The sequence below is a fragment of the Streptomyces antimicrobicus genome (genome assembly GCF_020532625.1).
In the GTDB taxonomy this organism is placed as follows: Bacteria; Actinomycetota; Actinomycetes; order Streptomycetales; family Streptomycetaceae; genus Streptomyces; species Streptomyces antimicrobicus.
Map to the genome: position 1 here is coordinate 1 of NZ_JAJAUY010000008.1, position 12648 is coordinate 12648.

Annotated in this window: 12 protein-coding genes; 7 read left to right on the top strand and 5 right to left on the bottom strand. The window is 73.0% G+C overall.

Translation table 11 applies throughout. From position 1 onward, the window contains the following. From LG632_RS03405 to LG632_RS03415, 3 genes are all read right to left on the bottom strand, one after another. Positions 1-1223: CpaE/TadZ family protein (locus LG632_RS03405; protein WP_226725013.1), on the bottom strand; the 1223-nt coding region annotated here is incomplete at its 3' end. Positions 1224-1230: 7 nt separating this feature from the next. Then, positions 1231-1938 (bottom strand): Flp pilus assembly protein CpaB, encoded by a 708-nt coding sequence (gene cpaB, locus LG632_RS03410; RefSeq protein WP_226725015.1) that lies wholly within the window; start codon positions 1936-1938, stop codon positions 1231-1233. A 39-nt stretch (positions 1939-1977) separates the two neighbouring features. Then, positions 1978-2853 (bottom strand): hypothetical protein, encoded by an 876-nt coding sequence (locus LG632_RS03415; RefSeq protein WP_226725017.1) that lies wholly within the window; start codon positions 2851-2853, stop codon positions 1978-1980. Positions 2854-3245: 392 nt separating this feature from the next. Between LG632_RS03415 and LG632_RS03420 the strand changes: the two genes are divergently transcribed. Then, entirely contained in the window at positions 3246-4940 is a 1695-nt protein-coding gene (locus LG632_RS03420) for a chitinase (RefSeq protein WP_226725019.1), read from the top strand. Positions 4941-5049: 109 nt separating this feature from the next. Continuing rightward, positions 5050-6387 carry a M14 family metallopeptidase gene (locus LG632_RS03425; RefSeq protein WP_226725021.1) on the top strand — a complete coding sequence of 446 codons (1338 nt, stop codon included), beginning with the start codon at positions 5050-5052 and terminating at the stop codon, positions 6385-6387. 74 nt (positions 6388-6461) lie between these two features. Here LG632_RS03425 and LG632_RS03430 read toward each other — a convergent pair whose 3' ends face one another. Together LG632_RS03430 and LG632_RS03435 are read right to left on the bottom strand one after the other, a co-directional pair. Further along, complete coding sequence (locus LG632_RS03430; RefSeq protein WP_226725022.1) at positions 6462-6872, bottom strand: RidA family protein; 411 nt, start codon at positions 6870-6872, stop codon at positions 6462-6464. Further along, positions 6869-7624 carry an IclR family transcriptional regulator gene (locus LG632_RS03435; protein WP_226725023.1) on the bottom strand — a complete coding sequence of 252 codons (756 nt, stop codon included), beginning with the start codon at positions 7622-7624 and terminating at the stop codon, positions 6869-6871. Before LG632_RS03435 ends, LG632_RS03430 begins: the two co-directional genes overlap by 4 nt. Positions 7625-7745: 121 nt before the next feature. On the opposite strand from LG632_RS03435, the gene LG632_RS03440 reads away from it, so the two are divergent. The 5 genes from LG632_RS03440 (at position 7746) to LG632_RS03460 (ending at position 12566) form a co-directional block, all read left to right on the top strand. Further along, positions 7746-9032: an alanine racemase gene (locus tag LG632_RS03440; RefSeq protein ID WP_226725025.1), complete on the top strand. Its 1287-nt coding sequence runs from the start codon at positions 7746-7748 to the stop codon at positions 9030-9032. 42 nt (positions 9033-9074) lie between these two features. Beyond that, on the top strand, positions 9075-10649 hold the full coding sequence (locus tag LG632_RS03445; protein WP_226725026.1) for an N-acyl-D-amino-acid deacylase family protein: 1575 nt from the start codon (positions 9075-9077) through the stop codon (positions 10647-10649). 5 nt (positions 10650-10654) lie between these two features. Then, complete coding sequence (locus LG632_RS03450; protein ID WP_226725028.1) at positions 10655-11665, top strand: YdcF family protein; 1011 nt, start codon at positions 10655-10657, stop codon at positions 11663-11665. Between the two features lie 70 nt (positions 11666-11735). Next, positions 11736-11939 (top strand): hypothetical protein, encoded by a 204-nt coding sequence (locus LG632_RS03455; protein ID WP_226725030.1) that lies wholly within the window; start codon positions 11736-11738, stop codon positions 11937-11939. 129 nt (positions 11940-12068) lie between these two features. Then, complete coding sequence (locus LG632_RS03460) at positions 12069-12566, top strand: peptidylprolyl isomerase (protein WP_226725032.1); 498 nt, start codon at positions 12069-12071, stop codon at positions 12564-12566. The last annotated feature ends 82 nt before the right edge of the window (positions 12567-12648 follow it).

A 12648-nucleotide genomic window follows, 5' to 3' on the forward strand; every position in this document is an offset into this window, starting at 1 on the left:
GGGCGCACGGCCAGTGCGGTGCCCGGGGTCGGGGCGGGCGGGTCCGCGGGGGCCAGCAGGCCCAGTTCGCCGGCCACGGTCCACAGGGCCGTCTTCACCGTGGAGCGGTTGTCCAGGTCCTGGAGGCGGCCGGCGTCGATCACCGGCTGGATCTCCTTGAAGGCCGCCGGGACCGGCGTGCGCAGGGCACGGGTCCTGGTGATCTTCTCGATCAGGGCGGGGTCGATCTCCGTGTGCCTGGTCCAGCGGTTGACCACCGTCACCGTGTCCTCGGCCTTGCGCACGTGCAGCCGCTCCCACATCCGGACCGTGCGCCGGGCGGCCCGTACGGCGACCACGTCCGGCGTGGTGAGCAGGACGGCCACGTCCGCCATCTCCACGGCCGCCGCGTTCGCGCCGGTCAGCTGGGTGCCGCAGTCGATGACCACCACCTCGTACCGGCCGCGCAGCGCCGTCACGACGGTGCGCGCGGCCCGCTCGTCGACCTCCTCGCCGCGTTCGCCGTCGGCCGGCGCCAGCAGCAGCGCCACGCCGGTGCCGTGCTCGAAGACGGCGTCGGCGAGCACCCGCCCCGAGATGTCCTGGATGCCGGCGAGGTCGGCGACCGAACGGCGGAACTGCACGTCCAGGTAGGAGCCCACGTCCCCGGCCTGGAGGTCCATGTCGACCAGGGCGGTCCGCCGTCCGGCCGCCGCCGCGGCGAGCGCGAACTGGACGGCGGCGAAGGTCGCGCCGACCCCGCCCTTGGCCCCGGTCACCGTCACCACGGTGCCGCCCGGCCCGGCCGGCAGTTCCCCGGCCCGGCCGCCGCCGAGGTGGCGCCGTACGCCGACGGCCCACTGGGCGGCGGCCTGGACCCGCGCGGCCAGTTCGTCCTGGGCGAGGGGCAGGCCGACCAGGCCGCGGGCGCCGGAGTCCATGGCCGCGGCGAACAGCTGCGGCCCGGCGTCGGAGGTGACCAGGACGACCCCCACCGCCGGGAAGCGCAGCGCGACCTCCCGGATCAGGTCGAGGGCGGGCACCGGGCCGATCCGCTCGTGGACGAGCACGACCTCGGGCAGTTCGTCGAGGGACTGCGCGGCGAGTCGGCCGAGGGTGTCGAGGAGGGTGGTGGAGTCCGGGACGGCGGCGGCCGGTTCGGCGGCCGGGAGCCGGCCGAGCAAGGCGGCGAGGGCGCGGGCGGCGTCCGGGTCGCCGGTGGCGGGGAGGATTCGGGTGGTCATCCGGGCCTCACTTGTCCCCGTCGAGGGTGTACGTGCGGTCGCCGGGCGCGGGCTGCTGCCCTTCGCCGCCGGGGGCGACCAGGGCCAGCCGGACGTGCTCGGCGAAGGACTCGGCGTAGGCGACCCGCTGGGTGTCCTTGGTGTTGAGGGCGAACGTGATCGGGACGGCCTCCTGCGGGCCCTTGCGGTCGCCGCCGGTCTTCTCCACGGGGGTGAGCGCGCCGACCGCGATGACCCGGGCGTTGGCCACGATGATCACCGAGCGGTCGGGGTCGGTCTCCCGGGCGCCGTTGAAGGTGGCGAGGATGTTGACGCGGTCGCCGGAGCGGATCTTGCCGGCGACCCCTGTGGCGGCGTCGATCATGATGGCGATCTCCTGCTCGCCGGGCTGGAGCTTGGGCCGGTCCACGAGCATGTCGCTCTGCAGCAGCGTGCCCTTGGTCAGCTGGACCACGGTGATCTTGTCGCGCAGCGCGTCGAGGTCGGTGACGGCCGTCTCCGGCAGCCAGCGCCGGGGGATGCGGACCTCCTCGAAGTGCCCGGGGTTCAGCGGGGTGTACGGCGCTATGCCGCTCTTGACCTCGTACGCGACGACTTCCGGGCCGACCTTGGCGTTGACGTCGCCGATGACCGACAGGACTCCGGCGAACGCCGCCAGGGCGCACAGGACCGACAGGAGGAGCAGGATGACGCCGCGGCGCTGGCGTGGGTTCATGGGCCGGACTACCTCGTCGTTCGTCGTTCGGTCGGGCGGTCAGGATCTGGCGGCGGGGCGCGGGGCGGTGGTGGCCGCGGCCGCCCCGGGGACCAGCGGCGCGGCGCAGAAGCCGCAGCGGTCGCCGATGAGTTCCAGGCCGCACCAGCGGCAGGGCTCCCGGCGCACCGAGGCGACCAGTTGGTAGAGGACGGCGGTGTCGGGGATGGCCGCGGTGAACTCGACCAGCTTGGGCGTGGCCCACCAGGCGGGCGAGTCGGCCGGCAGCGGGTTCTCCAGCACGCCCTGCACCTGCCAGGCGGCGGCGAGTTCGCCGGTCACCCAGTCCGGGGCGAGCTGGCCGCGGGCGAAGACCAGGTGGGTGGCGAAGCCGGGACCGGGCGGCGGCGCGAAGCCGGGCGTGCCGAGCCGGGCGAGCCGCGGGGCGGGATGGGCCATGACGGCGAACTGGGCGCCCGGGGCCCAGGACTTGGCGTGCGCCTTGAGGCCCACCGGGATCCGGTCGAGCCGGGACACCGAGCCCAGCAGCGCTCCGGCGTGGAGGTAGTGGGTGAGCAGCCGGGCGGCGGAGGCGATCACTCCGGGGCTGAAGTCGCAGGCGGTCAGCTGGCGTAACTGCCGGACGAGCAGCGCGGTCGCCAGGGGCGGCAGGTCGGTGTCCAGCAGGGCGATCCGGTCGCTCTCCAGGATCGCCCGTACGGTGTGCAGCCGGCGCCGCGTCGGCGCCGGCAGCCAGCTCGGTACGACGGCCACCACGTGCCCGTACCGCTCGACCAGGGAGCCGAGTTCGGCGAGCGAGCCCGCCAGGTCGACCTGGTCGGGCCCGGCGAGCACCTCGGCCGGCGGGGTGTGCCGGTCCGGGGCGGGCAGCGCCAGATCGGCGCTGGTGACAGCAATGGCGGTCGGCACGCGCATCCCCCCGTTCACCCCGTCCCCACCGGTGCGCGGCGGCCGACTCCTCCGGCGGCCGCCGGACGAGGCCCCCTGGCCGTCGCGCACGCGTACGCGAAGCGCGCGTACGCATATGCTGCGCGACCGCAAACGTACGGCCCCGCTTCCGTCATGCCCCAGCACCATATCCGCGTCATCCCTGGCAGGGCAGGCTCTTGCCGATTCCGGTCCGCGCACGGTCGATCACAGGTGGCGAAAAACCGGGACAACAAGGAACCGCCGAGCGGGCCTTTCCAGCCACATTGCAAAGACCCTTGACAGGAGGATTGGTCTGGACCAACTTGGGCCCGGGGTCCCCCACATCACCTCCCACCTTCCCCAACTCCCCACCCCTCACTCCCCCCACGGAGCCTCACGTGAACCGCATACGCTCCCTCGCCCTGCTCGGGGCCGCCACCTTGACCGCAGCGGGCCTGTCGGCGCTGGCCACCGGCACCGCCCGGGCCGCGGACGTCAACGTCGCCCGCAACCCCGGCTTCGAGTCGGGCCTGGCGAACTGGAGTTGCAGCGCCGCCAGCGGCACGGCCGTCAGCAGTCCGGTGCACACCGGGGCCGCCGCCCTCAAGGCGACCCCGGCCGGTTCGGACAACGCGCGATGCAGCCAGACCGTCACGGTCAAGCCGAACTCCACGTACACCCTCAGCGCCCAGGTGCAGGGCTCGTACGTCCACCTCGGCGCGAGCGGGACCGGCACCCAGGACGTCTCCACCTGGACCCCCGGCAGCGGCGGCGGCTGGCAGAAGCTGTCCACCACCTTCACCACCGGCCCCTCCACCACCCAGGTCACGGTCTACACCCACGGCTGGTACGGGCAGCCCGCCTACCACGTGGACGAGTTCAGCGTCTTCGGCCCGGACGGCGGGGGCGGCACCGACCCGGGGCCGTCCGTCCCGGGCGCGGTGAGCGGACTCACCGTTTCCGGCCAGTCCGACACCGCGCTCACCCTCACGTGGAACGCGGTCGGCGGAGCGAGCGGCTACCACGTCCACCGGGACGGCGTACGCGTCGCCACGGTGACCTCGACGAGCCGGAACGTGACCGGGCTGACCCCCGCGACCTCGTACTCCTTCCAGGTGAGCGCCTACAACCAGGCGGGGGAAGGGCCCCTGTCGGCCCCCGTGACCGGTACGACCACCGGGGGCGGCGGGAACCCGGGCAACCCGTCCGTGCCCAAGCACGCCCTGACGGGCTACTGGCAGAACTTCGACAACGGCGCCACGGTCCAGCGCCTGTCCGACGTCCCGTCCCAGTACGACATCGTCGCCGTCGCCTTCGCCGACGCCACCGCCACGCCCGGCGCCATCACCTTCAACCTGGACTCCGCCGGGCTCGGCGGCTACACGGTCGCCCAGTTCAAGGCGGACATCGCCGCGAAGAAGGCGGCCGGCAAGTCGGTCGTGCTCTCGATCGGCGGCGAACGCGGGACGGTCACGGTCGACGACGCGGCCTCGGCGACCCGCCTGGCGGACTCGGCGTACGCCCTGATGCAGGAGTACGGCTTCAACGGGATCGACATCGACCTGGAGAACGGCCTGAACGCCACCTGGATGACCCAGGCCCTGCGCGCCCTGTCCGCCAAGGCCGGGCCCTCGCTCGTCCTCACCATGGCCCCGCAGACCATCGACATGCAGTCGCCCTCGAACGCCTACTTCCGGACGGCGCTGAACGTCAAGGACATCCTGACCGTCGTCAACATGCAGTACTACAACAGCGGCTCGATGCTCGGCTGCGACGGCAAGGTCTACTCCCAGGGCTCGGTCGACTTCCTCACCGCCCTGGCCTGCATCCAGCTGGAGGGCGGCCTCGACCCGTCCCAGGTGGGCCTCGGCGTGCCGGCCTCGCCCAGCGGCGCGGGCAGCGGCTACGTCTCCCCGACCGTGGTGAACAACGCCCTGGACTGCCTGACCCGGGGCACCGGCTGCGGCTCGTTCAAGCCGTCGAAGACCTACCCGGGGCTGCGCGGCGCGATGACCTGGTCGACCAATTGGGACGCCAAGGCGGGGAACGCGTGGTCGAACGCGGTGGGTCCCAAGGTCCACGGGCTGCCCTAGGCGGTACGTGTGGGGGTGGCCGATATCGGCCTCTTGACCGGGTCATGTCAGAAGCGCACGCTGTGCGCGTCCGCACGGCTACCCCCACACTCCCCACCCAGGAGCTCGCATGCGGCTACGCCCCCATCGGAGGTCCGCCACCGTGGCGGCCCTCCTCGCCCTCGCCCTCGGCGCACCGGCCTACGGGATGAGCGCGACGGCCTCGGTGCCACCCACCCCGTCCACCGCGACCCAGGACGAGCAGATCGTCCAGTACCGCATCCACGGACCGTCCACCCCCGCCGACCGCACGGCACTGCTCGCCCTCGGCGTCAGCATCGACGAGATCGACGACCACACCGTCGTGGTCAGCGCCGACGCCCTGCAGGCCAAGAAGCTGCGGGCGCTCGGCCACGAGCTGGAGCCCCTGCCCGGCCCTCCGGACCGCTCGCTGCCCGGCGTCGCCGCGTCCCCGATGGACTTCCCCTCGGCGGACTCCCGGTACCACAACTACGCCGAGATGTCCGCGGAGATCGACCAGCGGATCGCCCAGTACCCGAGCATCATGAGCAAGCGGGTGATCGGCAAGTCGTACCAGGGCCGCGACCTCGTCGCCATCAAGATCAGTGACAACGTCGCCACCGACGAGAACGAGCCGGAGGTGCTCTTCACGCACCACCAGCACGCCCGCGAGCACCTGACCGTCGAGATGGCGCTCTACCTGCTCAAGGAGCTCGGCTCCAAGTACGGCAGCGAGAGCCGGGTCACCAACATGGTCAACAGCCGGGAGATCTGGATCGTCCCGGACCTCAACCCGGACGGCGGCGAGTACGACATCGCCACCGGCTCCTACCGTTCCTGGCGCAAGAACCGGCAGCCCAACTCCGGTTCCTCGTACGTGGGCACGGACCTCAACCGCAACTGGAACTACAAGTGGGGCTGCTGCGGCGGCTCCTCCGGCAGCAAGGGCTCCGAGACCTACCGCGGTCCGGCCGCCGAGTCCGCGCCCGAGGTCAAGGCCGTCTCCGACTTCGTCCGCAGCCGGGTGGTCGGCGGCAAGCAGCAGATCAAGGCCGCGATCGACTTCCACACCTACAGCGAGCTGGTGCTCTGGCCGTACGGCTGGACGTACAACGACACCGCGCCGGGCCTGACCGCCGACGACCTCGCGGTGTACAAGAAGATCGGCCAGGGCATGGCCGCCAGCAACGGCTACACGCCCGAGCAGGCGAGCGACCTGTACATCACCGACGGCACGATCGACGACTGGCTGTGGGGCGATCAGAAGATCTTCTCGTACACCTTCGAGATGTACCCCGAGAGCGGCGGGGGCGGCTTCTACCCGCCCGACGAGGTGATCGACCGGGAGACCGCGCGCAACAAGGACGCGGTGCTCCAGCTCCTGGAGAACGCGGACTGCATGTACCGCTCCATCGGCAAGGAGGCGCAGTACTGCGCCACCACCTGACCGTCACCGCGGTCGTGTGACGGCCGCCGGGGGCGCCCACCGCCAGGGGGCGCCCCTTCCGGCGCCGGCCGGGTTCAGTCCAGGACGGCGAGCGCGTCGATCTCGATCAGCAGGCCGGCGGGCAGGCCGACGTAGACGGTGGTCCGGGCCGCCGGGGCCGCCTTCAGGCCCTGCCCGGCGAAGTAGGCGTCGTAGATCTCGTTCATCTCGGCGAAGTGGCCGGTGTCGGTGAGGTACACGCGGAGCATCATCACGTCGTCCCAGCCGGCACCGCCCGCCTCCAGCACCGCGCGGACGTTCTCCAGGGTCTGCAGGGTCTGCTCGCGCAGGGTCGGGCCGGCGACGGCCGGGGGCCGGCCCGCCACCGCCGGGAGGAAGCCGACCTGGCCGGCGACCTGCAGGATGTTGCCCTTGCGCACCCCATGCGAGAACGCCGCCGGCGGGGTGGCGTGTCCGGCGGGGGTGATCGCGGTCTTCTCGCTCACGGTCCTTCTTCTCCTTCTCCCGAGTAGTCGCGTCCGACGGCCTCGGCGGTGCGCCGGACCAGCGGCAGCAGTTCCAGCAGTTCCTCGCCCGTGACCACCGCGGCCGGGGCGGACACCGACAGCGCCGCGACCACCCGCCCGTCGGGGCCCCGGACGGGCGCCCCCACGCAGTTGACGGACTCCTCGTGGCCGCCGAGGTCGGCGGCCCAGCCCTGGGCGCGCACCAGCTCCAGCTCGCGCAGGAAGGCCTCGGCGTCCGGCGTGGAGCGGGCGGTCCAGCGGGGGTAGTCGATCCGCGCCGCCAGCGCCCGGCGTTCGGCCTCGGGCAGGTCGGCGAGGAGCACCTTGGCCACGGCGGCGACGGTGAGCGGGACGGGCCTGCCGATCCGGGAGTACAGGCGCACCGGGTAGCGGCTGTCGACCTTGTCCACGTAGACGACCTCGTCGTCCTGGTGGAGGGCCAGGTGCACGGTGTGGCCGGTGGCGCGGGCCAGGTCGCGCAGGTACGGCTGCGCGACCTCCTTGACGTCGAGGTTCTCCACGGCCTCGGCGGCCAGCGCGAACAGCCGGGCGCCGAGCCGGTAGCGGCCGTCCGGCTGCCGGTGGACGTAGCCGTGCGCGTGCAGGGTGCGCAGCAGCCGCAGGGCGGTGCTCTTGTGCACCGCCAGCGCGTCCGCGACCTCGCCGAGGCCGGCGGGTCCGCGCGCGAGCAGCGGCAGCACGGCGAGCGCGCGGTCCACCGACTGGCTCACGGCGCTCCCCTCGTGCGGGCCCGGGCGACGGCGTTGACCCGCCGTCACCGCGGATGTTAGACAGCAGGGGCACCATCCGCAACGGACGTTGCACACTGCGCAACGCACCTGGAGGCACGTCATGGCCAGCGAAGCAGTCCGGCGACTCGCCGAGGAACCGCTCGACCACCGCTTCAAGGGCCTGCCCCCGGACGCCGAGGCCGCGGGCCTGACCGTCGGCGCGCTGGCCGCCGAGCGCCGCGACCTGTTCACCGGCGGGTTCACCACCCCGGTGCTGACCCTGGACGCGGAGGCGCTGGAGCACAACCTCGCGGCCCTCGGCGCGTACTGCGCCCGGCACGGCCTGGCCTTCGCCCCGCACGGCAAGACCTGCATGGCCCCGCAGCTCTTCGAGCGCCAGCTCGACCACGGCGCCTGGGGCATCACCGTCGCCATGCCCCACCAGGCACGGGTATGCCGGGCCTTCGGGATCCGGCGGATCTTCCTCGCCAACGAGCTCGTGGACGCGCCCGCGCTGGCCTGGGTCGCCCGCGAGCTGCTGGCCGACCCGGACTTCCGCTTCGTCTGCTACGTCGACTCCGTGCGCGGGGTCGAGCTGATGGACGCGGCCCTGGCGGGCCTGGGCGCGACCGTGGACGTGGTCCTGGAGCTGGGCGCCGGCGCGGAGGGGCGGACGGGCATCCGCACCGACGCCGAGTGCCGGGCGGTGGCGGACGCCGTCGCCGCGGCCCCCACCCTGCGCCTGGTCGGCGTCGCCGGCTACGAGGCCACCATGCCCGGGGCCGACGCCGGGACCGTCCGGGCCTGGCTGGAGCGGCTGGTGGCGCTCGCCGCCGAGCTGGACAAGGACGGCCGCTTCGCCGGGACCGCACTGGACGAGATCGTGGTCAGCGCGGGCGGCAGCGAGTGGTTCGACGCCGTCGCGGAGGTCTTCGCCGGCATCCCGCAGCTGTCGCTGCCGGTCCTGCCGCTGCTGCGCTCGGGCGCGTACGTCTCCCACGACCACGGCTGGTACTCGGGCCTGACCCCGTTCAACCGCGTCCCGCAGGAGGGCGGTCTGCTGCCCGCCTTCCGGCTGTGGACCCAGGTGGTCTCCCGGCCCACCCCCGGCCAGGCCTTCGTCAACGCCGGCAAGCGCGACATCGCCTACGACCTGGGCCTGCCGCAGGTGCTCCGCGTGCGCGGCGCCCGCGACGGCGTCGAGCGGCCCGCCTCCGGGATCCGGGTGGCCAAGCTGTCCGACCAGCACGCCTGGTTGGAGACGGACGCCGACGCCACCGCCCTGGAGGTCGGGGACTGGATCGCGCTCGGGATGGCCCACCCGTGCACCATCTTCGAGAAGTGGCCGCTGATCCCGGTCGTCGACGCCGACGGCACGGTCGGCGACCTCGTGCGCACCTTCTTCTGACCGTTCCGACCGGTACGACGCCTTCGGCGGGCGGGGGGAGCCATGGACCTGGTCATCCGCGGGGCCCGGATCGCCGACGGGACGGGCCGGCCCTCGTACACCGCGGACGTGGCCGTGCACGAGGGCCGGATCGCGCAGATCGGGCGCATCCGGTCCGGCGGCCGGTGGACCCTCGACGGCGACGGGCTGGTGCTGGCGCCCGGGTTCGTGGACATGCACGCCCACAGCGACCTGGCCCTGCTGCGCGACCCCGACCACAGCGCCAAGGCCGCCCAGGGCGTCACCCTGGAAGTGCTGGGCCAGGACGGGCTGTCGTACGCGCCCGTGGACGACCGCACCCTCGCCGAGGTCCGCACGGCCGTCGCGGGCTGGAACGGCGACGGCTCGGACCTCGACCTCGACTGGCGGACGGTCGGCGAGTACCTGGACCGGCTGGACCGGGGTGTCGCGGTGAACGCCGCCTACCTGGTGCCGCAGGGCACCGTACGGGCGTACGCGGTCGGCTGGTCGGACCGCCCGGCGACCCCGGCGGAGCTGGACCGGATGCGGGCGCTGGTCGCGCAGGGCCTCCAGGAGGGCGCGGTGGGCCTGTCGTCGGGGCTCACCTACGCCCCCGGCATGTACGCCTCCGGCTCCGAACTGGCCGCGCTGTGCGAGGTGGTGGCGCGCTACGGCGGCTACTGGTGCCCGCACCACCGCTCGTACGGCAAGGGGGCGCTGGCCGCCTACGCCGAGACGGTGGAGCTGGCGCGGCGGGCGGGCTGCGCGCTGCACCTGGCGCACGCCACCATGAACTTCGCGGAGAACGCCGGCCGGGCCGACGCGCTGCTGCGCCTGCTGGACGGGGCGCTGGCGGACGGTCTGGACCTCACCCTCGACACGTACCCGTACACGGCGGGCTGCACCAGCCTGGTCGCCCTGCTGCCCGGCTGGGCGCACGAGGGCGGTCCGCGGGCGGTGCTGGCCCGGCTGCGCGACGGCGCCACGGCGGAGCGGATCCGGCACGCGCTGGAGGTGACCGGCTCCGACGGCTGCCACGGGGTGCCGGTGGACTGGTCGACGGTGGAGATCTCCGGCACCGGGGACCCGGCGCTGTCCGGGTACGTGGGGCGGCGGCTGGACGGCTGGGAGACGGCCCGCCGGCTGCTGGTGGAGGACCGTCTCGCGCCCACCGTCCTGCAGCACGTGGGGCACGAGGAGAACGTCCGGGCGATCATGCGCCACCGGGTGCACACCGGCGGCTCGGACGGCATCCTGCGGGGCGCGAAGCCGCACCCGCGGGCGTACGGCACCTTCCCGCACTACCTCGGCCACTACGTGCGCGAGGTGGGCGTGCTCTCCCTGGAGGAGTGCGTGGCGCACCTGTCCGGCCGTCCCGCGGCCCGGCTGCGGCTGCCGGACCGGGGCCTGGTCGCCCCCGGCTACCGCGCGGACCTGGTGCTCTTCGACCCGGAGACGGTCGCGGCCGGTGCCACGTACGAGGAGCCGCGACGGCTGCCCACCGGCATTCCGCACGTGCTGATCGACGGCCGGCCGGTCGTCCGCGACGGCGTCAGGACCCCTGTCCTGGCGGGGCGTTCGGTCCGGCGGACACCGCACGCGCCGACCGTACGATGAGCGGCATGTATGCCTTCGTGCCCGGTGTCCTGTTCCTGATCGCCTTCACCCTGAGTGTGCGCAGTGACCGCCGGCGCTTCAGCAACGCCGTCCTGCTGGGGCTGACGTTCATCACCCTGTCGCTGGGACTGCTGTTCCAGGTGGCGCATCTGCCGTACTGGCTGGCGGTGTTCATCCTGCTGCTGGTGTTCACCCTGCCGGTGCTCGGGGTGCTCTGGCTCGGCGTGTTCCTCGTCGCCAACGGCGTCACCATGGTCCGCAAGGAAGGCCGCCGGCCCGCGAACCTGCTGTCGATGCTGGCGGGCCTGGCGATCTTCGCGATGGTGGCGCTGCTGGTGATCGTGCAGCAGTCCGGCTCCCCGCTGCTGGACGGCACCGTCGCGGCGCTCACCCTGGTGAGCGCCTACGTCTCCTTCGTCTTCCTGTGCTTCCTCGGCTACGCCTTCCTCTACGGCCGCACCGCCGTGCGCGGCGACGTCGACTTCGTCGTGGTCCTCGGCTCCGGGCTGATCGGCGGGGAGCGGGTGCCGCCGCTGCTGGCGTCCCGGCTGGAGAAGGCCCGGCAGATCTACGCCGCCCAGATCGCCCGCGGCGGCCGGCCGCCGGTGCTGCTCACCTCCGGCGGGCGGGGGCCGGACGAGAAGCTGGCCGAGGCGCGGGCCATGGCGGACTGGCTGCTGGAGCGGGGCGTGCCGGCCGAGCACGTCCGGCTGGAGGACCGCTCCCGCACCACCACGGAGAACCTCGCCTTCAGCCGGACGATCATGGAGGCGGCCGACCCGGGCTACCGGTGCGTGGTGGTCACCAACAACTTCCACGCCTTCCGGGCCGCGATGACCGCCCGGAAGGCGGGGGTCGACGGCCAGGTCCTCGGTTCGCCGACGGCCCGCTACTTCTGGCCGAGCGCCACGATCCGCGAGTTCGTCGCGGTGTTCTGGGAGCACCGCAAGGTCAATCTGGCGATCTGCGGCTTCCTGGTCGCCTGCTGCGCCGGGGCGACGCTGCTGGCGCTGTGAGCTCCGATGTGCGTTCATGCGAACGGCGGCGGACCATGGGGGCCTGGGAAGTTTCCTAGGGAGGTACGCGATGGCAAGTGAAGGCGACCAGCAGCCCCAGAGCGAGGACCGTCCGTCCCGGTCCTCCATCCTGTGGACGGGCGGTGAGCGGGCCTACGACCCGGAGGACCTCGTGATGGCCACGGGCGCCGACCCGACTCCGGAGCGGGTCGAGAAGGCCCGGAAGCTGATCGAGGAAAAGGGCGCGGCGGTCATCGAGCGGTACCTGCCGTAGCGGGTGGAGCCGCGGCAGGGCGGCGGACCCGGTCCGTGACGTGGGTACGGACCGGGTTCGCGGCACGTTGTGCCACGTCTGCGAAGCTAGGGGTCATAGCCTGAACCCGAGAAGGGACCGGAAACAGTCATGCCCCAGGTCAAGCTGACCACCAACCACGGCGACATCGTGATCGACCTCGACGAGGCCAAGGCGCCGGTCACGGTCGCCAACTTCCTGTCGTACGTCCAGAGCGGTCACTACGACGGGACGATCTTCCACCGCGTGATCCCCGGCTTCATGAACCAGGGTGGCGGCTTCACCGCCGACATGAACCAGAAGCCGACCCGGGCGCCGATCCAGAACGAGGCCGCCAACGGCCTGAAGAACCTCAAGTACACCGTGGCGATGGCGCGCACCAGCGCCCCGCACTCCGCCACCGCGCAGTTCTTCATCAACACCTCGGACAACGACTTCCTCGACTTCAAGTCCGAGACGATGCAGGGCTTCGGCTACGCCGTCTTCGGTGCGGTCACCCAGGGCCAGGACGTCGTGGACGCCATCGCCCAGGTGAAGACCGGCCGCGCGGGCGGGCACGCCGACGTGCCGGTGGAGCCGGTCGTCATCGAGAAGGCCGAGCAGCTCTGAGCCGCTGACGCCGAGCTCCGCTTCCGGCCGACGGCCGGCCGGTCCGGACCTGTGCTCGGGCGCTCCGCGGGCAGGGTGCAGA

What these genes read in the sequence shown, in the direction of transcription:
- LG632_RS03425 (WP_226725021.1), top strand. Translation starts at nt 5,050, where the DNA reads ATGCGGCTACGCCCCCATCGGAGGTCCGCCACCGTGGCGGCCCTCCTC.
- cpaB (WP_226725015.1), bottom strand. Translation starts at nt 1,938, where the DNA reads ATGAACCCACGCCAGCGCCGCGGCGTCATCCTGCTCCTCCTGTCGGTC.
- LG632_RS03415 (WP_226725017.1), bottom strand. Translation starts at nt 2,853, where the DNA reads ATGCGCGTGCCGACCGCCATTGCTGTCACCAGCGCCGATCTGGCGCTG.
- LG632_RS03440 (WP_226725025.1), top strand. Translation starts at nt 7,746, where the DNA reads ATGGCCAGCGAAGCAGTCCGGCGACTCGCCGAGGAACCGCTCGACCAC.
- LG632_RS03460 (WP_226725032.1), top strand. Translation starts at nt 12,069, where the DNA reads ATGCCCCAGGTCAAGCTGACCACCAACCACGGCGACATCGTGATCGAC.
- LG632_RS03445 (WP_226725026.1), top strand. Translation starts at nt 9,075, where the DNA reads ATGGACCTGGTCATCCGCGGGGCCCGGATCGCCGACGGGACGGGCCGG.
- LG632_RS03450 (WP_226725028.1), top strand. Translation starts at nt 10,655, where the DNA reads ATGTATGCCTTCGTGCCCGGTGTCCTGTTCCTGATCGCCTTCACCCTG.
- LG632_RS03455 (WP_226725030.1), top strand. Translation starts at nt 11,736, where the DNA reads ATGGCAAGTGAAGGCGACCAGCAGCCCCAGAGCGAGGACCGTCCGTCC.